Source organism: Bacillus sp. S/N-304-OC-R1 (genome assembly GCF_019749375.1).
Taxonomy (GTDB): domain Bacteria; phylum Bacillota; class Bacilli; order Bacillales; family Cytobacillaceae; genus Cytobacillus.
Map to the genome: position 1 here is coordinate 585938 of NZ_JACWFE010000001.1, position 22227 is coordinate 608164.

The following is a 22227-nucleotide window of genomic DNA, read 5'->3' on the forward strand; positions in this document are numbered from 1 at the left end:
ATAATCCTCTTATTTATATTCTACTTCAAGTATGTATAAAAAAGTAATATTTTGAAAATAGCAAAGGACTAGACCTTTACGGCCTAGTCCCTCCAAGTTTCATGCGCTTTTTTATTATTGCCTATTCTTAATCACAATATACCCAAGAGATATGTATATTATAGCTGAGAAAAAAAGTTTGTTAAAAACGCTTTAGCAATGACCTGTTTATCATTATAAATTTCAACAGAAACTGCATCCTCATTTTTAATCATTTCCTCTATCTCGAATACATGTAAGTCTTTTAGCAGTGGTATAGGAGTCATGATGATAAAATGGTCCTTACTATTACTATTATTTACTTCAATATACTCTCCAGAATAACTGACATCAGAACCATAAATAATTTCTTTAGCCCCCAAAGCAGATGCCAGTTTTTCATTATGTATCATTACCTTTACTTTGTATAACTGTTCTCCGCTTAATATTTTATCATTGATTTTAAAACGAAATTGTAGTTCATTCTTTTTAGTTAATAAGGCTTCTGCACGACTATTAACTATAGATTGACTTGTTCCGATAAATTGACAGGCAGTAAGAAATAAAGAAAATATCAAGATCAAAATCAAGTAGTAGCTTTTTGAATGCATCCGTATTTTCCTCCTTTTTCCTACCATAACCTTCAACAATGAAGAATAAACATATAAAAACAAAAAGCCGGCTATAGTAGCAGCCGGAAAGTAGGGGGATAACTTTAACTTTCTCCCAAATATTCATTTATTTTTGATTCTTTTTTCTCTCTTTTATCTCTCTTTTCTTTAACTGCAGTTTTTCTTTTAATAATCTTTCTTCACTTTCAGAATAAGAATTATGTCCATATCTAACCTTTTCATAAATGGTATTAATATCTTCACAGTCCATTATTTCGATTCTTCTCATCCATTCTGACAAAGATTCAAATGGGAGTCTTCCTACTTTGTGCTTTTGTGCTAATCTTTCAAATGCAAAAACTTCTTTCCGAATGGAGTTTTTCGGGGTTGCTGTTTTAATCCTTTTCAGAAATAATTCATTTTCGGTAGTTGAAAAGTTTTCAGAAGAAAACCCTTTAAGTGCAATCGTCATCTCAGTATTCCTCTTTTTATGACGTTTATATATATAATAAAAAAGTATAGTTAAACCTAATATGAATATAATGGAAGCTATCAAAGCTGGATCAAAATTTGAGGTTCCCTCTTTAAACTCTATCTTTGAAGGTATAACTAAGTCTTCTCCAGTTCCCTGCATACTTTGGATTTTCTCCATCTTTTCAGACCAATTTTGCACCTCTGCCCACTTAAAAAAAGGCGACGCAATAAAAGCAAATGCTGTTGCTCCTAAATTTAAAATCGAAAAGAATAATTTCTCATAAAGCTTCATCCCAGCAGTGAGAATAACTCCAATTACACCTATTACTGATAATAAGCCTATTAAAGATAGAAGAAAATTCCTTTTATTAATTATTGCTGTTTCAACCTCTAACCAGCGCCGAATAAATCCGCCAATAATGATAAAAAGAATTTGTCCAATCATTATCATGCTGATTAAAAACATGTAATGATCAGAGAAAAGTCCTGCAAAGTATATCAAGAAAATACCCATGAGAATTGTAAATAAGATCCATTTCCCTCCATTTTGCTTATCATGTTCATTGTAATGAGATATAGTTCTCCAAAAAACAAATAATCCGATTAATAAACTGCCCGTAATATGAAAACCAATCCAATTTCCTGCTAATAATATAGCAGGAAGGATAAGGATAAAAAATAATAGCTTAGCTTTTTCTTTGAATTTGATAAGCATAAGCATGAAGATGAAACAGCAAGTAATCATGAGTAGAAAATATGGGATAATTGGAATAACCATATTTTGTAACGAATAAGGCAATAATAAAATATACATGCCGAATATGATTTCAATTAGCAGCAAATACATAATATTCCACGACTGCTTAATCACTGCCCTACCACATCCTTAAATTGGAATGGCAATGGAGTAAGAACGGCTCCAGCTTCCTCCTCTAAATTAAGCTCCAATAGTGATATGCCTCTCTTTTTAAATAATTGTAAAATCTTTCCTGCCCGTCCCTCCCTATTTCCCCCATGGATGAAAAAAGGCTGATTCGCCATATGTCTTTCGTAAAAAGAGAGCATCCTTTCATATGGATAAATGGAAGAATACGGGTCAACTAATGCCAGTGCCTCAAGCACCTTTTGCAGCTGCTCACTGCCGGTTCCAGGAGGAATATAATAAAATGGGATAGATCCAGCAACTCTAATATTAATACATAAAGAAAACGGAATATGATGTTTGGCTGAATAATGGGCTAGTTCAGCAGCACTGCTAATGAGCCCTTCAGCCTGGCTTGTTATCGCATGTCCAGATGCAATATTTAGTGATAAATTCCAGCCAGTTTCTGCTACCCGATCATAAATCTTTGTTTGAAGAGTATTCGTTTTGGCACTCGCTTTCCAGTGAATACGGTTAAAACTATCTGAAAAGACATATTGCCTTGTACCTGCTGGTAACAAATAATCCTCATAAAGGGAAATGTTCACATATGATTCCCCTGGCCTTCCTGACAGAAACAAATCCTTATTCTTAACAGGGATTGGCAAAGGATATACAAGTGCCTCTTGCATAAATATATTTTTATATTCTAAAACTGTTTCACCTAAACCAAATAAGTGTGGAATATGTAATTCAATTAAACGTATTTTTGCTACTCCTCTCCTTATCGTTTTAAAGGGAATTTTGATCTGCGTTTTTTGATTATAATTTAAGGACACAGGTATATTTACTTCATATTTTGTAAGCCGTTTATCTCCAAAACCTTCTAACGGAGCTACTTGGTCATCAAAATATATTCTTAAATTTCCTTTCATGATCGGAAATCCTTTATTTTCAAATGCTAAAATCCAGTCTCCTGTTTCTTCAGGAAAAAACCTATTTCTCACCTTTTTATTTTCTAAATAGAGCCTTTTCCCAACATGTTTTAAATAAAATGAATTAGAAAAAAGAAACAACAATAAAAATACTGCAATAAAAAATATAAGAAATGAATGAAGATAGAAACTTAAGAAACATAAAAATACAGATAAAACCCCAGTTAAATTAATAAATTGATCTTCTACTGAGTATTTTTTCCACTCCATCTTCTAAACTCCTGCTTCTACAGGAACTGAGATGGATTCGATCACTTCTTGTAATACATTCTCAACTGTCCTTGTTAGGGAGGCTTCCGTAGTAAGGAAAATCCTATGGCCTAACACGTAAGGAATCATTTCTTTAATATCATTTGGAACAACAAATGATCGGCCATTTAATAAGGCTTTCCCTTGAGAAGCTCTCATTAATGCTAGTGTACCTCTTGGACTTACGCCTAAATCGATAGAAGGGTGCTCCCTCGTTTTTCGAACTACTTGAATTAAATATGTTTCAACTTCATCACTAATCCTTACAGATTTAACAAGGTTTCGCAGATTCTCTAAACTAGCAGTTGTTAAAATGGCTTCTACATCCTCAAATTGCTTTTCTCCCCTTGCAATTTGTATTATTTCCCTCTCCTCCTGTAAACTTGGATAATCCATCGATAACTTAATAAAAAAGCGATCCATTTGTGCAATAGGCAAAGGAAAGGTACCTTGCTGAGAATCGATAGGGTTTTGTGTAGCAATAACCATAAACGGATCTGGAACAGGAATGGTGTGTCCGTCGATTGTGACTTGGCGCTCTTCCATAACCTCCAGCAAACTAGATTGAGTTCTAGGGGTAGCTCGATTAATCTCATCTGCTAGTACAATGTTAGCAATAATTGGGCCAGCCCTAAATTCGAATTCCTGCTGTTTCGGATTAAAAAATTGTATGCCTGTCACATCACTAGGAAGCACATCAGGTGTGAACTGAATTCGAGAAAAAACCCCATTTAATATTTTTGCAAATGTTTTCGCCAGCATCGTTTTCCCTGTTCCTGGTACACTTTCCATTAAAATATGTCCGTTAAATAATAAGGAAATAGTAAGCAGTTCTACCTCTTTTTCCTTTCCTATCATTACTTTCTGCATTTCCTTTTGAATGATCTCTAATTCTTTCATATGTCCTCCCAGTTGGTTTTCATTTAATAGTTTTCCATTATAATTAATATATAGTAAATTCTTCAAATTTTGAAATGAAAATTTAAAATTGACTGAAAAATATAAAGGGCTGGATTTCACTGCAAACACTTGCAGCAAAATCTAACCCCATATTTTTCGGCTTATTTTTTATTTATATTTAATAAAATATTTGCCACAAAGAGTAGTACTCCAATACAAGTAATTGTAGCACCTATTGCAGTTCCAACAAGAAAAGCTTCATTCTGCATTGTTATGACAATAGCTAACGAAATCATCATAATGGGCAACCCGATATTATGCAGCCAAAAATGCCATTTTCCTAATTTTGATGATGCAAGACATGGAAATAAATGATAGAGGATTCCTGCTAAAGTCAGAGATGTCCAGCCCAGAAGATTAATATGAACATGTACGGGTGTTAATACATAAGAATGTGAACTCGACATATAATAGCCAATTAATACACCTACAGCAAAATAAATGGAGGATATTTTAATAAGTCTGATTCCCATATTGGCCCCTCCTTTCCATCTAATGTCATATAGATGTTAAAGAATATGAGAATAAATCCCCATTTAGAATATACTGTAAATGAATTTTAATAAAAAAAAGACACTTGGTTCTTCAAGCATCTTCTCAAATAAATTAGCTTCTTGCTGCTTCTAAGTATTGATAAATAACAGCTCCGCCACGCTGGGCAATGCCTCGAAAATGCTTAAAATCATCTCTTCTGACAATGACATTTCTAACCGAAAGAAAGTCCTCCTTTGAGACGTAGTATTCGTTTAGTTCTCCATTTTTTAACTTATCCAGCATTTCTTTAATATGTTCCTCAGTCATTATTAAGCACCCTTTAAATAAAATATCTATATAAATATTATATGAAAATGATTACATTTTCCATTGATTATGCTAAGATTTGTATTTCGTAGAGAAGAGAATGTAGTAACCATCACGATGAAAGCGCACACAATAATGCGAGGGAAATATAGGGAATTTCACGAAATAATAACATATTACTTTACGAATAATAAAATTTAGTGCAAACTGTTATTAAACTTTTAATACAAATCTTGCAAAAAAAGGGGCGAGGCTAATGAAAAAAGCAGAAGTTGGCAATGTCGTAGAATTCCGTGACGGCTTGCAGGGGATTGTTGAAAAGGTTAATGAAAACTCAGTAATCGTTGATCTCTCCTATATGGGTAACTATCGTGACCTTGATTTAGAACAAAGAACTGTTGTTAATCATAAAAATTATAAAATTGTTAAGGAATCAGTTTTATAAATAAAATAAGGATTTTTTATAAATAAAAAGCAGCGAGCAACTGCTTTTTATTTTTGCTTCGTTCCTATTTTTCCTTTGATAGCTCCTTTAAAGACTTTACTTTCCCATGAGGCTGCTGATCCTGCTTTCTTACAGTCCATGCCCGTTCCTTTTCTCGTTTCGAATTCGTCATGTTCTCCCTCCTTTCTTACACCATTAGGATAAGCAATTTTCCCTGATTTATTTTCCTAAAACTGAAAAAACAATCATTTGATTACAATTATAGATTCCTTTTTGCTAAAATAGACTTGTTTGCAGAAAGGAGTTAGTACGCTTGAAAAAAATAACTGCTGATTTTCGTTTCATAATTGGACTTATTCTTGCCCATTTTTTAATGTATTTTACTTTTCAGGATAAAGCTGTTTTCTGGTATATTTTTTCCGCTTCACTATTATTTTTGATTAGCTATTCTATTTTAAACGAGGAATTAAATGATGAAGCTGCTTTCGGCACGTATCTCTTATATGGAATTGGATCGGGTTTACTGCTTTATGGTGTTTTTTGGGCAGGTTATCAATTGATAGATATATTAAATATTCCAATAAAGAAAGACGTATCAAAGCTTTATGGCAGGTACTCGCCGTCAATGCTTTGGCATTACATTGTTCTCATGCTAATTATTATTCCGGGAGAAGAAATATTTTGGCGTGGATTCGTTCAAAAGAGATTAATGAATTACATCAGTGTTCCATTAGCTGTAGTCATTTCTGCAATCCTTTATGCTTCCGTTCATTTATACGCTACCCATTGGATTCTTGCCTTTGCAGCACTGGCAGCCGGACTTTTCTGGGGATGGCTATATATATGGAAAAAAAGTATGCCATTACTAATTGTCTCCCATTTAATTTTTGATTTATTCTTATTTGTTGTTATGCCATTTAGATAGAAAGTGGGATATTTTGCTCATTTTTCCCGATATAATTGTATATTTAAATAAGAAAATGATATTGTAGGAATAATTATGTAACTCCTTTTTCTACTTTTCGTCTAATAAATTACAGCAATCAGCAATAACTGGAGGGGAATAATGATGAAGTATATGAAATGGATGCTAACTTTCGGATTACTTGGATTGGTTCTAACAGGATGCGGTACTACCGATAATGGCGGAGATTCTAAAAACGGATCTGAGCAAGCTCAAAATGAAGATATAAATAAGGACAAACAAGAAAACGGAAATAATGATAATGCAGAAGAAGAACAAAAGAATGATGAACAGACACAAGAGGATGGAGTTGTAAGAATTCTTGAGCAGAATCTTCAATACAAAGTAAATGGACAGAGTAAAGAAGAGACCGCTTTTCTTAAATCTAGCGACAATCAGCCGTATTCTTTGTACGTACTTCCTGAATATGATTTAACAGCTGAAGAGCCTAATAAAGATATACTCTTTCTTAAAGAAAATGATCATATCTTTATGCGTGTAGAACTTCTTTCAAGTGATGTAGATTGGGCTATGATGGAGGAAAATACAAAGGCGCAGCTTCAAGCAGTAGACGAAACGGTTAACTCCATTGAAGTGCCTAGCGGAGATGACTTTTTTAAAGATTCTATTGCAATGGAGTCTACAAATGGTGAGGATATTGTAACTTCTTATTTAATAAAAAATCCGAAGCAGCCTCTTAAATTGACGTTTTTCACTAACAAGGATATGGATTGCAGAGATGCTTTCCTTCAAATGGGAAAAACAATATTAAAAACTAAATAAATTTCTTTAAGAAGACCCGATAAATACGGGTCTTTTTTTATAACGGTTTTTCAAACGGCTTCATCCATAATAAAACGATAAAAATGATGCTAATATAACCAAAGAGAGGATATAAATATGATAATAATGTTCCATAATTAATTAAGCTAATAAAGAAGCAAATAATAAAAATGAAACACACTGTCACGATACTAGGAATCGCTACATACTTCCTTACCTGCCGTTCAATCCCGAAAACATTTCCAATAACTGATGTAAAGATTTCCCCATATATAATAAAAACATAAACCCAAAACAATGATGAGGCAAATGTTTTCATTATCACAGCCATAGGAATTTCATATGATTCAAGCTGTGGCAGCATGACTAATGTTAAATGACTGGATAATAGAATAATTGTTAAGGCTGCTCCCCCAAGTATTCCTCCCCATTTGATTGTTTTTTCATGATTTATTTCTGTTGCTATCGGAACTAAAACCGCTTGTGCTAAGCTTAAATTTAAGGCTGCATAAGAGAATGGGGCAACGACAGATTTCCATCCATCCTCTGCAAAAGGAATGTATAGAATCTGTTCTGAAAAATTGGGAAGTCTCATTGTAATAAGCAAAAGTAGAAAACTGAAAGCGATCATCATTGGAACAACAAATGAATTAACGGCAAATATTCCTTTTGTTCCGAGTACCATGACAATAATAGAAAGAGCAATCGTAATAAAAATTCCCGTGTATTTAGATAGACCTATTTGTTCTTCAAATACCGCGCCAGCACCTGAAAGCATAACTGCACAAACTCCAAGCAGCATAAAAAGCATTAATATATTTATAGCTGATCCAATCATTCTTCCAAATAAGTATTCATTTAATTCCTGATAGGAAGTTGCTTGTATTCGTGCCGATATTAGCATCAGTTTCGCTCCAAGAAAAATAAATATGTATCCGCTCATTAAGATAGATACTAATCCAATGAAGCCAAAGCGGGAAAAAAACTCAACGATTTCTCTACCTGTTGCGAACCCTGCTCCCACAACTGTTCCTACATAAACTGCAGCAATTTGAAAAGCTGCACTCAAGTTCGTTCTCACAAGATCTCCTCCTTCCCTTCAATATATGACTAAAAGGACAAACTAAGACGAGCGTTTATAAGTTTACTTAAATCTTTCCATTAATTCACTAATGGAAATTGATTTAATCTACTTGAAAGTCAAAAAAGGTCAAAGTATAATAAGGTCAAAGATAGTCAAAGTCAAAGAATATTATTAGGAGGTATTCGATATGCTTTGTCAAAAATGCCGTGAAAAAGAGGCAAATGTGCAATTAAAAGTAAATGTAAACGGAAATCAAAGAAACCTAATTCTCTGCCAAAGCTGCTATCAGGATGAGAAAGCAAAAATTGGTTCCTCCTTTAGTCCAAGCTTTAGCGGATTTTCAGGATTTAATCATCTACCGTTTGATGAGCTATTCAAACATGCTAATACTAGTCAAATTGATAATCAGCACAATCTAGGACCTGCCAAAAACTCAAATAAAACTGGAAATGGCGGATTCATAGACCAATTTGGCCGAAATTTAACTCAATTAGCCAAAGCTGGCCTGATTGATCCTGTCATTGGCAGAGATGAAGAAATTAATCGTGTAATTGAAATTTTGAATAGAAGAAATAAAAATAATCCTGTATTAATTGGTGAGCCTGGAGTCGGTAAAACAGCAATAGCAGAAGGCTTAGCAACGATGATTTCTAAAGGAGAAGTACCCAAAAAGCTACTTAATAAAGAGGTTTATTTGCTAGATGTTGCCTCACTTGTTGCTAATACAGGCATTAGAGGCCAATTTGAGGAAAGAATGAAACAGATTATTAATGATCTGCAAGAAAGAAAGAATATTATTCTCTTTATTGATGAAATTCATTTACTAGTAGGTGCCGGTTCTGCGGAAGGTTCAATGGATGCAGGTAATATTCTTAAGCCTGCCCTAGCTAGAGGAGAATTGCAATTAGTTGGTGCTACCACTCTAAAAGAATATCGTCAAATTGAAAAGGATCCAGCTCTCGAGCGCCGCTTCCAGCCCGTCCTTGTACAAGAGCCAACAGCTGAAGAAGCACTAGATATTCTTAAAGGCCTAAAATCCAAATATGAAGATTTTCATGAAGTTACATTTACAGATGAAACGTTGAAAGCTTGTGTCGATTTATCAAGCCGTTATATCCAAGATCGCTTCCTTCCAGATAAAGCGATTGATTTAATGGATGAAGCAGGCTCAAAAATTAATTTACTTACTGATTTTACACCTTCTGAGAATATAGAAAAACGCTTAAAAGAAATAAATAAACAAAAGGAACAAGTGTTAAAAGATGAAAAATATGAGGAAGCAGCAAAGCTTAGAGATGAAGAAGTGAAATTAGAAAAAGCATTAAGTACAGATACACAAATGTCTCGTCCACAAGTAGAGGTGCATCATATTCAAGAAATTATTGAAAAGAAAACAGGAATTCCAGTTGGAAAGCTCATGGAAGATGAACAAGCTAAAATGAAAAACCTTGAACTCAATCTTTCTAAAAAAGTGATCGGGCAACATGAAGCTGTTCAAAAGGTGGCAAAAGCAATTCGCAGAAGCAGAGCTGGCCTGAAAGCTAAAAACCGGCCAATTGGTTCCTTCCTATTTGTTGGACCAACAGGTGTAGGAAAAACTGAATTAACGAAAACACTTACAGAAGAACTATTCGGATCAGAGGAAGCCATGATACGTCTGGACATGAGTGAATATATGGAAAAGCATAGCATCTCCAAAATAATTGGTTCTCCTCCAGGCTATGTAGGTCATGAAGAAGCTGGACAATTAACAGAAAAAGTTCGCAGAAATCCTTATAGCATCATCCTATTAGATGAAATTGAAAAGGCTCACCCGGATGTACAGCATGTCTTCTTGCAAATCTTAGAAGACGGACGTTTAACAGATAGTCAAGGACGAACAGTAAGCTTTAAAGATTCGGTTATTATTATGACAAGTAATGCAGGTGTTCAGCATAAAGAAATTCATGTAGGATTTGGTACAAATAAAGCGATAAAGGAAGCAGGCATTTTAGATACACTTGGTCATTTCTTTAAACCTGAATTCCTAAACCGTTTTGATAATATCATTGAGTTTAAATCACTCGAAAAAGTTCACTTACTTGAAATAGTAGAAATAATGCTAAAAGACTTAAATAATGCCTTAAAAGTACAAGGTATTGAACTGACTATTTCAACTGAGGTTAAAGGAAAACTTGCTGATTTGGGCTATAACCCTGCTTTTGGAGCACGCCCATTACGCAGAGTCATTCAGGACCAGCTCGAAGATAAGCTTGCTGACTTTATTATTGATCAAGCAAATGTACATCAGTTACATGCCGTAATGGAAAATGACGAAATTATTATTAAAACGATGTGAATTAATGATATTGAGTGAAAAGGGCCGGAATAATCTTCCGGCCCTTTTCTATGCATATTAAGCATTATTATAGACTTTTATCATCTACTGAATTTAACCAGCTTTCAATTTCTCCAACAACTGACTGAACACAGCCATCTTCGAATGGGGAAATTAAATTAGCTTCTGACACTAGACCAGTGAATGCCTGACTTCCACCTAAACCGCATAAGTGAACATAATCTTTCCATGCATCTTCATGATTTTCTCTTGAACGTTTCCAAAATTGAAACGCACAAATCTGAGCTAATGTATAGTCAATATAGTAGAATGGAGAATTATAAATATGAGCTTGTCGCTGCCAGAAGCCCCCATTTTCTAAATATTCATTGCCATCATAATCTTTATGAGGCATGTATTTCTTCTCTATTTCTCTCCAAGCCTGTTTTCTCTCGTTTGGAGTTGCATTATAGTTTTCGTATACCCAATGCTGAAACTCATCGACAGCTACACCATATGGCAAGAACAATAATGCCCCGCTTAAATGCGCAAATTTATATTTATCCGTATCTTCTTTAAAGAATTTATCCATCCATGGCCATGTAAAGAATTCCATGCTCATAGAATGAATTTCACATGCTTCATAAGTCGGCCAATTATATTCAGGAATATCAGATTCACGGCTTGAATACACTTGGAAAGCATGGCCAGCTTCATGTGTTAGAACATCAATATCCCCTGATGTTCCATTAAAATTAGAGAAAATAAACGGAGCTTTGTAATTTTCAATGAACGTACAGTAACCTCCGCCAGCTTTTCCTTTTTTTGCAACCAGGTCCATTAAGTTCTCGTTGATCATATAAGTAAAAAATTCGCCTGTTTCCTTTGAAAGCTCATTATACATTTCTTGGCCGTTCTCAATAATCCATTCGGGACTGCCTTTTGGTGCTGCATTCCCTGTTTTAAAGTTAAAGCCTTCATCATAATACTTCAGTTGATCAACACCAATGCGCTCTCTCTGACGATCCTTTAGCTTCGTAGCAATCGGTACAATGAATTCCTTAACTTGATCACGGAATTTAGCCACCATTTCGGCATTATAATCGGTTCTTTGCATTCTTAAGTAAGCGAGCTCAACAAAGTTTTTATAGCCAAGCTTATGAGAAATTTCTGTTCTGACATTCACTAATTCATCATAAATACGATCTAGTTCCTTTTCATTCTCAGCTAAAAAAGCAAATCGGGCTTCACTTGCCTTTTTACGAACAGTACGGTCTGTGGATTGTGTGAAAGGCTCCATCTGTGCGAGTGTACGCTCTTCCCCTTCAAAATCAATCTTTGCTGAAGCAATTAATTTTGTATAATCGGAAGAAAGTTTATTTTCTTTTTGCAGCAAAGGAACAATCTCTGGGGAAAATACTTTTAATTGTGCCTCGGCTAGTGCAAAAAGCTGAGATCCCCATTTTTCTTCTAATTCGTTCCGGTATTCAGACTTTACTAATGCTTCATAATACTTTGTAACAAAGCCTTCAACTTCAGGCTGAATTTCGTCCATATAATCTTGTTCTGCTTTGTAAAATTCATCATTCGTATCGATAGAGTGACGAATATAGCATAGATTAAACATCGTCCCAATATCATTACGAATATCATTAATTTTCTTCATGGCAAAAATCTGTTCATCTGCAGATTTTGCTTCTTTAAATGTTACTAATGCTTCTTCAAAACTCTTACTGATTTCATCCAGGTTAGGACGGGTGTATGTATAATTTTCAAAACTCATTTTCACTGCCCCCTCTGCTCTTTTACAATTAAAATATCAACCATGTATATAATTCGACAGGTAGAATTTTAATTCCTCTATTTGACATTGAAAAAACGGTCCAATTGGACCGTTTTAATATTTTCCGATTGATAGGCCTAGTCTTTTTAAAAGGCTTATAGCTGTATCTTTTTCTTCAGGCGAAAGTTCTGTCATTAATGAATGAATATGTTTTTCATGTTCAGGGAATATTTCCTCAATAAAGGATTTGCCCTGCTCCGTAATTTGTCCATAAGTGACTCGTCTATCCTTAGGGCAAGCAACTCTTCTTAAATACCCTTTTTGTTCTAATTTATCAACAACATAAGTTATACTTCCGCTTGCTAACAGAATCTTTCCGCCAATTTGCTGAAGTGGCTGATCTCCTTTATGGTATAGCAGCTCTAAAACAGCAAATTCAGTTGGATTGAGACCGTATGTTTGAATTAATTTATTTACATTTTCGTTGAGTGAGCGGTAGGCTCTTGAAAGCACGATAAATAGCTTTAATGATTGTTTTATTTCTTCAGAACTCACTTTAATCAAACCCTTTATAATTATCTTGAAATCTAAATAAATTATAAAAAAACATTAGAACTATGTCAATTTTCGTATTTTCTTGAAATAGTGCTAATAATATTTATTTTTGCAGAACTACTTCATTGCGTATACTATATAATTGAACGTATATTAAATTCCATGGAGTCTATACTGATGAAAAGTCGCAAAGAAAATCTCCTGCTTTACTTGATAATTGTTATTTTCCCTATTATATTTGGTGTTCTCTATAATTTAAACAATGCCATTTCTCGAGATTATAACGAGCGTAAGGAGCAGGCGATATGGACAGGAACCATTCACCAAAGAAGCTGGGACCAATTTATCGCAGAGACTGTAACCTCTCTTGATATTTTATCATTAACCGCAGAAACATTTGTTGATGAGCCAGAAAAACTAGAGCTCTTATTAAAAAGAATGCATTATAAAGAACGCCGATATGGAGGTATTTATTTACTTGATGTTAAAGGACAAGTCCTTTCAGGCTCCAATAATTTACTTGCTGAGACAAACTTATCTTCTCATGACTATATAAATGAAATTATAAAAACCAAGGATATCATTATTTCTAATAACTACGAGCGATTAAAAAATGGACAAAAAGTAATTGGAATTGGCAAACCTGTGTTAAATGAAGAAGGAAACTTACAATTTATTATCGTAGCCCATTTAAGGGTAGATTATATGCAAAACATAATGAGATTATTAACTCCTGATACAAAGCTTTCAATCATTAATTCATCCGGTTCTCCAATTATGGATATAAATATGAATGACTCAACCAAGCTAAACCTTAATAACACAATTACCTTGCCTATTGACCGTTTACCTTGGAGCATTCAGGTTGAAATACCCAAACTGGATAAAGGAAATTTTATTAAAAGTGTCTTGATAGACTTATTGCTTTTTATAGTTATATTTCATATTGTATTTCTCTTTATTAAGTATTTAATGCTTAAAAGACATGCATTAAAGGAAAGAAAAGAGAATGAGCTGCAAAAGCTGGAGCTTGTTGGGACTTTGGCAGCCAGTACTGCCCATGAGATTAGAAATCCGCTTACCGGAATAAAAGGGCTTGTTCAGCTTTTAAGTGAAAAGCATACAAATACTGAGGATCAATACTATTTTTCTGTTATTAATGATGAAATAAGCAGGATTAATGAAATTGTCAGTGAATTTTTAATACTTGGTAAGCCTACTGTACAAAAGACAGAAATTATGGATATTCGAAAAATTTTCAAGGAGCTTGAGCCAATTATCCTTTCAGAGGCTAATTTATATAATATTAAATATGAACTTAATATGCCCCTAAATCCAATTATGGTCGACTGTACAAAAGATCAAATAAAACAAGTCATACTAAATATAACAAAGAATGCCTTGGAATCTATGCAGTCAGGCGGGCAATTATCAATAAATCTATGCAAAGCTGATGAAAGTTGCCGTATTAGAGTAAGTGACACCGGAACAGGAATACCGGAAGAAGAAATTGATAAGATATTCGAGCCCTTCTATACTTCAAAGGATTATGGAACTGGACTAGGTCTTGTTGTATGCAAAAGAATTCTGTTGTCATTTGGCGGCGATATTAATATTTCCAGTAAGGTAAATAAAGGAACTGATGTAGATATTCTTCTCCCAATTCAAAGCTCACCATTGAAATTAAGAAAATATTAATGAAAAGCCGAAGCACCTCGCTCAGACTCGAAAAGTTATACTTTCTTTTCCATCAAAGAAAAAGAGCCAGCTGGCTCTTTTTTCTTACCCTGATGTATCGTCCTATAGATGGGGCACACTATTTAAGTTTACGATACTTTTTTTCTGATTAATTCTTAGTCTTATTTCTTTAAGCATCCCTTTTTCCCATTCTGTTAGATCAGCAGGATCGATTTTTTTATTAAGGACAGAGTACAAAGTAATATCACGAAGCATTAAAAATAACGGCAGCTGCTGCTCCCAATTTTGAGGAAGATCGCATACTGAACGATAGCCATCCAAAAATGCTTGCATAAATGACCTTCCAAATTCCTCTCTTTCTAAAGTTTGATCTGCTGAAAAACGAGAAAGACAGGAATAATAAAGTGGGATGGCAATGTCAGAAACGAACCAGTGATAACAGCAATCATCAAAATCGAATACGTGAATGCCCCTTTCATCAAAAAAGAAATTCCCTGAATGAATATCCGAATGAATAAGCCCGAAATTTTCGATATTTTTAGGCAATCCTTGAATTTGAGCAATCAGTTCCTTGGCATTTTCCTTTTCTACAATATCTTCCTCAGAAAAGTATTTTTCTATATTTAGTAATTCATCCTCATCCCATTGTGGTCTTTTCTTTATTAATGGTGAAGGTACATATTTTCTAGTCGCCTTATGCATTTGACCAATTGTTTGTCCCCATGCTGAAAAAAGATCGGCCCTAATAGAAACTTCCCTAATGTTGACCGGCTCTCCTGAAGCTTTTGAAAAAAGGCTTGCATAAAACATGGATTGATCCTGTGCTGTGCAAAACTCAACATATTTTCCTTGTATGGATTGAATGGCAGTTGAAACTTGTATCCCATGTCCTGATAAATAATTTACCCATTCAATCTCAGCGTATAAATCCTCTAATTCCCGATGTGAGCTATGAGTAATCCTAAGAATATATGGTTCCTCATCCTTATAAACCTCATAAACAAAATTTTCAAAGTCACCAAGCAGTTTATACTCATCATTTAAAGAAAAAGTCTTTAAAAAGTGAACCATTATTTCTTCTGTTTTTAAAACCTCAACTGACTTTTCCACAACCTGCCTCCTCATATGCAAACATCCTACACAACAACAATTTTGTCATATATATCATAATTATATAAATAATTCCTATTTTCATTGTACTATATTATTAGAAATGTAAAATATATTTCGTAAACCTTAATAATCATGTATTATATTTAGTTAGAAATACTAAATTATTTATTGATAAAGGAGTCCTTTGAATGAGCAATATCGCAGCGGCTTCCAAGCCACTTATGAAAAGTAATGAAACATCATTTAAAATATTAATCATCTTAGGCCTCTGCCACTTATTAAATGATTCCCTGCAATCTATTATTCCAGCTATGTTTCCGATACTGGAAAAATCCATGGGTCTAACGTATACCCAGCTAGGAATTATTGGCTTCGCCTTAAATATGGTTTCTTCTGTTTTGCAGCCTGCAGTAGGTATAGTAACAGACAAGAAACCAATGCCTTTTGCTTTGCCAATTGGCTTAACGTCAAGCATGTTTGGCGTATTAGGGCTTGCACTTTCCCAAAGCTTTGAATTTATTGTCATTTCCGTTATCTTTATTGGTCTTGGATCAGCGATTTTCCATCCTGAAGGCTCAAGAGTAGCGTTCATGGCAGCTGGTTCCAAACGTGGTTTAGCACAATCCATTTACCAGGTAGGCGGGAATAGCGGGCAGGCAATGGCACCTCTTATTACAGCTCTAATACTAGTTCCGCTCGGTCAAATTGGTGCTGCATGGTTTACAGCTGTTGCTGCCGTTGCTGTTGGTCTTCTCACATATATAGCCTTTTGGTATGCAAATAAACTTCAAGTTGAAAGAGCAGTTTCCAAGAAAAAAATCAATTCAGCTCTTTCCAACCAAAAAGGACTGTCTAAAGCAGTTAAAACGGCACTTGTACTAGTTCTGTTTTTAATTTTTGCCCGTTCATGGTATATTTCGGGGATGACTAATTATTATTCTTTCTATATGATCAAGCATTATGATTTTTCTATTAAACAAGCGCAAATTTTTCTTTTCGTCTTTTTAGTGTCTGGTGCACTGGGGACCTTCTTTGGCGGCCCGCTTGCAGACCGTTTTGGTAAAAAGGTTGTAATCTTTCTATCTATGATTATATCTGCACCACTAACTATTTTAATTCCATTTGTTCCTCCGGCAGCAGCAGTCTGTTTGCTTGCATTAACTGGATTCGTTTTAATGTCAAGCTTTTCAGTAACTGTCGTATATGCACAAGAGCTTGTTCCAGGGAAAATCGGAACGATGGCTGGACTTACTGTAGGACTTGCTTTTGGAATGGGTGCTATTGGATCAATGGTAATTGGTTATCTAGCAGATTTGATTGGAATTACACAAACTATGATTCTAACAGGATTCTTACCATTACTTGGATTCATCACACTGCTTCTACCATCTGATCAAAAAGTGAACGAATGGAATTCAAACTAAAACCAGCAGGGGCAACCCTGCTTTTGTTTTTTGGCAAAATTATTTGAATTTTTAGAATAAATATTTCATTATAAGGAAATTCCATGGTTTTATTCCATATAATGTATACAAAGATAATTATTACGTATAGATAGGAGTGACAAATAATGTGTCCAACGAATTATAAAGATTTTTATCAAAAGGCACTGGTTCCAATTGGTAGTAATGACAAGAATTGCCTGAAAAATTTAATTTCAGCTGACTTGCCTGATCATTCCCATTGGCTTATTGCACTAGAAGGTGAAACGAAGGATCAAGAAGCAGTGTTTTATATTTGGAAAGTAACCATTTATCCTTCAGATTCAACTGGCAGCTTTTCATGGAATTCCCCTTATTATTCATCTCCAATTTATGATTCCATCCATATGGCCTATAATCACGCAAATGACCTAGAAAAATGCAGTAAAAATGATCAGTTATATTTTTCTAAACTGAATGAAAGAATTTAGATAGATAATCCTCCGAATCTTCTCATCTCTTTTTGCCTCAATATGTGAAATTTTATACATAGTCATTACTCATTTATCTTTGTGAGCAAAAAAATAAAAAGACGCTGCTATGTATAGCACCGTCCTTCGCCTACTAATATTAAATAGCTTCTCTATTTATCTTAAACTCCAAAAAAACGTAAATTAAGCAAGCCTAAATACAATTCCGTGTCCGCCCTTTGGATACTCCCATTTAATATTTTGATATGGACAGCCAATTCGGCAGCTCCCGCATTCGTGGCAGCCTTCATAGCCGACTTGCATTCTTAATCCTTCCCATTTATACACTTCAGCAGGGCAAAAGACAGTACAGATTTTATCAGGGCATTTCGTCATGCAAATATCATGGTCTAACACTGTTAAATGGGATTTTGTATCAGCTTTAAAACGGACAAGATACTGCTTCTCTTCAATATTCTTAGTTGACATTATTTCACCGCCTTCCATGCTCGAAGAGGGTGAAACAATCAAGAACATTGGGTTATTAAGGTTTGCCAAACGTAGTGATTAACAACAAGTCACAAAAGAGTCACGAGATTGTTAAATTATCATTATTTCATCCAGTTTATCTGCTACATGCTGTTGCATACTTGGAAGTACATGGCTATAAATATCTAAGGTTATCCCTATTCGTGCATGCCCTAGCCGTTCCTGTATTACTTTTGGATTAATATCTTTTTCTATTAGTAAAGTTGCATGAGTATGACGTAAATCATGAAATCTAATACAAGGCAAGCCTGTCTCCTCAACGTCTTTTTTGAATGTTTTTAGAAGGTTTGAGGGATTAACAGGTTTTCCTTTTTTAGTACAGACAACTAAGTCATTATCTACATATTTGCTCCCAAACATCAATTTGTTCTCCAATAATTTCTTCCTAGATTGTCGTAAGTAACTAACTAAATTGTCTGAAATACTTATAGTTCTTGTTCCAGAAGCAGTTTTTGTTCCAACCCTTAACTCTTTACCATCATGAGTTAATACTTGCCTTATATAAAGCTGTTTCTTATCAAAATCTACATCTTTCCACCTTAAACCCAATATTTCTCCTTGGCGCATTCCAGTTAGCAATGCAAGTAAATACGCTGTTAAGAAATGGTCATCAATCCTTTTGGATTTGACTCGTTGAATGAACAAATTGACTTGTTGGTTGTCCCACACATTCATTTCTTTCTTCTGCTTTTTGGGTAGTTCAACGTAACTAGTGTAATTCTCTTTAACTACTCTTAGCTTGACAGCTCTGTTAATAGCTACTTTCAAGATATCAAATATTTTATGAATAGTGCCAACAGACAATTGTCCATTGTTTATAAGTGTATTTGCAAAACTTTGTAGAACAATTGGCGTCAATTCTTGAATACTCAATCTGCCTATACTAGGAGAAATATAGTTTCGATAAAAGGAAAAATTTGTTCTCAGTGTGGACTTTTGTACAACTACCTTTCTTTCCTTAAACCATGTATTCATATAATCATCTAATGAGATTTTACTCTGTGTTAAGAAGCCTTCATTTAATTCTTTTAGCAATTCAGTAAGTGCAATTTCTGCTTCCTTCTTTGTACAAAACCCTTTCTTTCTTTTTTGTTTTCTTTTACCAGTTAACGGGTCTTTACCAATGTCCACAATGTAAAAGTACTTACCTGTATTCTTATCTTTCTTTATACTACCTTTCACTGTTAAGAACCTCCTAGTTTCCTAACAGCCAATTAGTCCCCTTAGTAATATTTTACCATAAAACTAACTTATTAACTAGTAATCGCACACCTTCAGATACGAAAAATATCAACATGTAGTGTCTTAATTTCAATAAACCATACTACATATTGATAATTCCATTTATTTAATATATAATCAGTTTAAAAGGTGGTGATTGAATGGTTAAATCATCTAAAAAAGTAACTAGTCCAAAAGTAGCTTCCACAGCTTCGAAAATCCTAAAAGATGGTCGATATAGCAGTGCTACAAAATCAGTGGCTGGTTCTGCTTTGGCACAAGCTAAATCAAAACGAAAATAAGAGAGCAACTACCACAACTTGAGTTTACATAAATTAAAAGGTCACCTTAATTGGTGACCTTTCACTTTTTATATTTAACTTCGCAATATGGTCTGTACGGGACATAGAATTATTATAAAAGCATGATTAAATCTACAATTATGGTTGATGGAAACCATATTTTCTATCAGTCTTCCTTACTAAACTATATTTTCCCACTAAACGGTGTTGTCCCTTTTGACGGACGAGAGGCATCATCCGTCAATAATATTTATTCCAATGAATCAAATAAACTATCTATTTCGCTATCTTCTTTATAGCTATAGTAATCATCCATAAAATCATTAGGGTCTTCATCATAGCCATCATAGTCATCATTTAGCTGTGATTCACTTATATCAGATAATGTATCTTCTAACAAATCTAAATGTTCATCTATATCAATTTTGAAAAGACTTTTAACATTCTCATACAAATCAATTCTTTGTCTTAAATCCTCTTCATCTAATCCTTCAAATTCATCTTCTATTACATTCTCCATATCGCTCTCAATTACTTTTAAAATAGTACCTTCTACATCAAATTCACTACTTATTGTACTGAATAAATCATAGAATTTTTCTTGCATATAGAAAATAAGTTCTAAGTCAGTATAATCACCTGTACTATTAATAACTCTAAGAAGTATTTCTTTATAATCTAGGTGCTTATCTAAAAATGACTTAAACTTGTGTAAAAGATGTAAAAATTCAGAATTATAAATATTGTTATTTTGTTCAATATTTTTCATTTCCTGTATAATGAGATTTTTTAACTGATGAAAATTATCAACTATAAATACCTCTGAAACATTCTTAATTACCCATATTTTTTGTCTCTCACTCCCACAATCCGAAAAACTATTAAATCTTTCACAAAAAACATTTAAAACATCATTAATAATAGTTGAATCTAGAGGGATTTTTTTCTCGTTAACATTATCAGTACTAAACGAATGAATTAAAGGGACAGCATTTGGGACAGATTTCCAAAGCATATTTACTATATAATTTTCATGAGAAATATACTTAATTAAGAAATCTTTAATTGATGGGTTTTGGAATGAAATATATGTACCTTTGCTTATTCCAGGGAAATTATTATTAATGATATTAATTTTAATAAAAGTTTTTTCCAATTCACGTAAACCTTTTTTAAAATCCCTATTTCCGAATTTATTATTAAGTAATAAATTTAAATTGTTAAAACCGCTCTCTAACTCTGACTTTTCAACCCGCTCACCCATAACTAATAAAACATATAGTATCCATTGTGAGTAATCTCTAATTGTATTCTCAAAAGCTTCTTGCCAAATCTCATCAGGATAATCTAATTTTCTTATAAATTCGTCTGCATACTTATCGCTACTTACATTATCTATTAGTATACTATTAGTCATTAAATTAATTAGCCTTGGGTTATAGTTTTTATGATTAATTATTCTTTTATAGTTCTTAAGATGCTTAATATTCTCTAAATATTCTTGAGGAACAGATGAAAAAAACAAGTGGTTATATAAAATTTTTGCCTTAATGTACTTATTATATTTTTCAACGTTTACTATGTGCTTATTCAAATCTATCTTTGAATCATTAAGTAAATCATATTTCATCTGAGCTTGTCTTAATATATATTCCCGAGTTGTTAAAATGAATTTTTTATTATTCATTGATGTTATTTTATCAATAAAGTTTAGAAGTCTTCGGTCTTCGTTTTTAGTAAGGCTTCTTTCTAAAAAGTTTCTTCCTAAAAAATCATCGTAATAGAATATCTGTTTCTTGTCATTTTCAAAAACCTTTTCTGCCTCCTCGATGTTTTCAGAGATTTCATAAAAGGAATAACCACTAGCTATATAATTAAAACTAAGCATATCTGCAAGTGTAGTCTTTCCTACTCCAGGATTGCCAGATAAGATTAAGAATCCATTATTTTTCAGTATTTCCTTTGCAATCTTAAAACTATCATTCTGAACAAAATATTTAATCCTTTGTTGTATCTGCGTTGCAGTAAAACTTGACCGATTTAAGATATTATTATTAACAATTGTTTGTAGTATGTTTGTACTTCCAATCCATAATTTATAATGACGTCTTTCAACATCAGTATGCTTTATTATTTGTCTTTGAATCTCATCCCCACCGATTATATCCGAGGTGGACTTAATATATCCTGAAAACATTTTAATGATTTCATCTTTATTTAAAGGACTAAGACCTGCTGAAGTCATTACTATGTATTTACTCGGGTTTAATTTCTTTACTTTATCTACATCTTTTTTTAAATTTTTTATTAAATTATTATAATCACTACTTCTTTTACATTGTATTATTACTTTCTTTTTCCCTCTAGGTATGGTGTATCTTAAATCTATCCCACCATCTCTACCATTTTTGAAGTTTTCAAGTTTAATATTATTCTCTGATTCATACAAGTCTTTACATAGTAGTTCAAACTCATCTGGAGCGAGAACTGACAAATCATATGACATTTTTTCACCCCAACAAAATTTAGATTTACTAATCAAATTACTTTGT

The 22227-nt window shown here is 33.5% G+C and carries 22 protein-coding genes; 8 read left to right on the forward strand and 14 right to left on the reverse strand.

Annotated elements, in window-relative coordinates; all coding sequences use genetic code 11:
- Positions 1-158 precede the first annotated feature (158 nt).
- The 6 genes from H0173_RS02905 to H0173_RS02930 form a co-directional block, all read right to left on the reverse strand.
- Complete coding sequence (locus H0173_RS02905) at positions 159-629, reverse strand: hypothetical protein (protein ID WP_221844408.1); 471 nt, start codon at positions 627-629, stop codon at positions 159-161.
- A gap of 127 nt (positions 630-756) precedes the next feature.
- Positions 757-1974 (reverse strand): hypothetical protein, encoded by a 1218-nt coding sequence (locus H0173_RS02910; protein WP_221844409.1) that lies wholly within the window; start codon positions 1972-1974, stop codon positions 757-759.
- Positions 1971-3170 (reverse strand): DUF58 domain-containing protein, encoded by a 1200-nt coding sequence (locus H0173_RS02915; RefSeq protein ID WP_221844410.1) that lies wholly within the window; start codon positions 3168-3170, stop codon positions 1971-1973. The genes H0173_RS02910 and H0173_RS02915 overlap by 4 nt, the downstream gene beginning before the upstream one ends.
- Before the next feature lie 3 nt (positions 3171-3173).
- A complete protein-coding gene (locus H0173_RS02920; RefSeq protein ID WP_221844411.1) occupies positions 3174-4109 on the reverse strand; it encodes an AAA family ATPase in 936 nt (311 codons plus the stop codon).
- Positions 4110-4270: 161 nt separating this feature from the next.
- The gene (locus tag H0173_RS02925; RefSeq protein WP_221844412.1) at positions 4271-4642 is read right to left on the reverse strand and encodes a cbb3-type cytochrome c oxidase subunit I; all 372 of its coding nucleotides are present in this window, start codon (positions 4640-4642) and stop codon (positions 4271-4273) included.
- Between the two features lie 133 nt (positions 4643-4775).
- Complete coding sequence (locus tag H0173_RS02930; RefSeq protein WP_221844413.1) at positions 4776-4970, reverse strand: hypothetical protein; 195 nt, start codon at positions 4968-4970, stop codon at positions 4776-4778.
- Positions 4971-5226: 256 nt separating this feature from the next.
- Between H0173_RS02930 and H0173_RS02935 the strand changes: the two genes are divergently transcribed.
- Positions 5227-5415, forward strand: a complete 189-nt coding sequence (locus H0173_RS02935) for a YkvS family protein (protein ID WP_221844414.1) — start codon at positions 5227-5229, stop codon at positions 5413-5415.
- 64 nt (positions 5416-5479) lie between these two features.
- On the opposite strand, the gene H0173_RS02940 is transcribed toward H0173_RS02935, so the two are convergent.
- A complete protein-coding gene (locus H0173_RS02940) occupies positions 5480-5587 on the reverse strand; it encodes a DUF6254 family protein (protein WP_221844415.1) in 108 nt (35 codons plus the stop codon).
- Positions 5588-5728: 141 nt separating this feature from the next.
- Between H0173_RS02940 and H0173_RS02945 the strand changes: the two genes are divergently transcribed.
- Together H0173_RS02945 and H0173_RS02950 are read left to right on the forward strand one after the other, a co-directional pair.
- A complete protein-coding gene (locus tag H0173_RS02945) occupies positions 5729-6340 on the forward strand; it encodes a CPBP family intramembrane glutamic endopeptidase (protein WP_221844416.1) in 612 nt (203 codons plus the stop codon).
- Between the two features lie 141 nt (positions 6341-6481).
- On the forward strand, positions 6482-7162 hold the full coding sequence (locus H0173_RS02950) for a hypothetical protein (protein WP_260630979.1): 681 nt from the start codon (positions 6482-6484) through the stop codon (positions 7160-7162).
- A gap of 37 nt (positions 7163-7199) precedes the next feature.
- On the opposite strand, the gene H0173_RS02955 is transcribed toward H0173_RS02950, so the two are convergent.
- Positions 7200-8243, reverse strand: coding sequence for a YkvI family membrane protein (locus H0173_RS02955; RefSeq protein WP_221844417.1), 1044 nt, complete (start codon positions 8241-8243; stop codon positions 7200-7202).
- A 190-nt stretch (positions 8244-8433) separates the two neighbouring features.
- Here H0173_RS02955 and H0173_RS02960 point away from each other — a divergent pair, with 190 nt between their 5' ends.
- A complete protein-coding gene (locus H0173_RS02960; protein ID WP_221844418.1) occupies positions 8434-10584 on the forward strand; it encodes an ATP-dependent Clp protease ATP-binding subunit in 2151 nt (716 codons plus the stop codon).
- A gap of 67 nt (positions 10585-10651) precedes the next feature.
- On the opposite strand, the gene H0173_RS02965 is transcribed toward H0173_RS02960, so the two are convergent.
- Both H0173_RS02965 and H0173_RS02970 read right to left on the reverse strand, forming a co-directional pair.
- Positions 10652-12346 (reverse strand): M3 family oligoendopeptidase, encoded by a 1695-nt coding sequence (locus H0173_RS02965; protein WP_221844419.1) that lies wholly within the window; start codon positions 12344-12346, stop codon positions 10652-10654.
- Between the two features lie 114 nt (positions 12347-12460).
- Positions 12461-12901, reverse strand: a complete 441-nt coding sequence (locus H0173_RS02970; RefSeq protein WP_221844420.1) for a MarR family winged helix-turn-helix transcriptional regulator — start codon at positions 12899-12901, stop codon at positions 12461-12463.
- Positions 12902-13078: 177 nt separating this feature from the next.
- Here H0173_RS02970 and H0173_RS02975 point away from each other — a divergent pair, with 177 nt between their 5' ends.
- Positions 13079-14599, forward strand: coding sequence for an ATP-binding protein (locus H0173_RS02975; protein ID WP_221844421.1), 1521 nt, complete (start codon positions 13079-13081; stop codon positions 14597-14599).
- Between the two features lie 102 nt (positions 14600-14701).
- Here the strand turns inward: H0173_RS02975 and H0173_RS02980 are convergent, their stop codons facing one another.
- Complete coding sequence (locus H0173_RS02980; protein ID WP_221844422.1) at positions 14702-15709, reverse strand: phosphotransferase enzyme family protein; 1008 nt, start codon at positions 15707-15709, stop codon at positions 14702-14704.
- A gap of 191 nt (positions 15710-15900) precedes the next feature.
- On the opposite strand from H0173_RS02980, the gene H0173_RS02985 reads away from it, so the two are divergent.
- Together H0173_RS02985 and H0173_RS02990 are read left to right on the forward strand one after the other, a co-directional pair.
- Positions 15901-17136, forward strand: coding sequence for an MFS transporter (locus tag H0173_RS02985; RefSeq protein ID WP_221844423.1), 1236 nt, complete (start codon positions 15901-15903; stop codon positions 17134-17136).
- 146 nt (positions 17137-17282) lie between these two features.
- Positions 17283-17624: a hypothetical protein gene (locus H0173_RS02990; protein ID WP_221844424.1), complete on the forward strand. Its 342-nt coding sequence runs from the start codon at positions 17283-17285 to the stop codon at positions 17622-17624.
- A 183-nt stretch (positions 17625-17807) separates the two neighbouring features.
- On the opposite strand, the gene H0173_RS02995 is transcribed toward H0173_RS02990, so the two are convergent.
- Together H0173_RS02995 and H0173_RS03000 are read right to left on the reverse strand one after the other, a co-directional pair.
- Positions 17808-18092: a ferredoxin family protein gene (locus H0173_RS02995; protein ID WP_260630981.1), complete on the reverse strand. Its 285-nt coding sequence runs from the start codon at positions 18090-18092 to the stop codon at positions 17808-17810.
- 111 nt (positions 18093-18203) lie between these two features.
- Positions 18204-19334 carry a tyrosine-type recombinase/integrase gene (locus tag H0173_RS03000; RefSeq protein WP_221844425.1) on the reverse strand — a complete coding sequence of 377 codons (1131 nt, stop codon included), beginning with the start codon at positions 19332-19334 and terminating at the stop codon, positions 18204-18206.
- A gap of 200 nt (positions 19335-19534) precedes the next feature.
- Here H0173_RS03000 and H0173_RS03005 point away from each other — a divergent pair, with 200 nt between their 5' ends.
- Positions 19535-19675 carry a hypothetical protein gene (locus H0173_RS03005; protein WP_221844426.1) on the forward strand — a complete coding sequence of 47 codons (141 nt, stop codon included), beginning with the start codon at positions 19535-19537 and terminating at the stop codon, positions 19673-19675.
- A 250-nt stretch (positions 19676-19925) separates the two neighbouring features.
- Here the strand turns inward: H0173_RS03005 and H0173_RS03010 are convergent, their stop codons facing one another.
- Complete coding sequence (locus tag H0173_RS03010; RefSeq protein WP_221844427.1) at positions 19926-22181, reverse strand: nSTAND3 domain-containing NTPase; 2256 nt, start codon at positions 22179-22181, stop codon at positions 19926-19928.
- Positions 22182-22227: the final 46 nt, after the last annotated feature.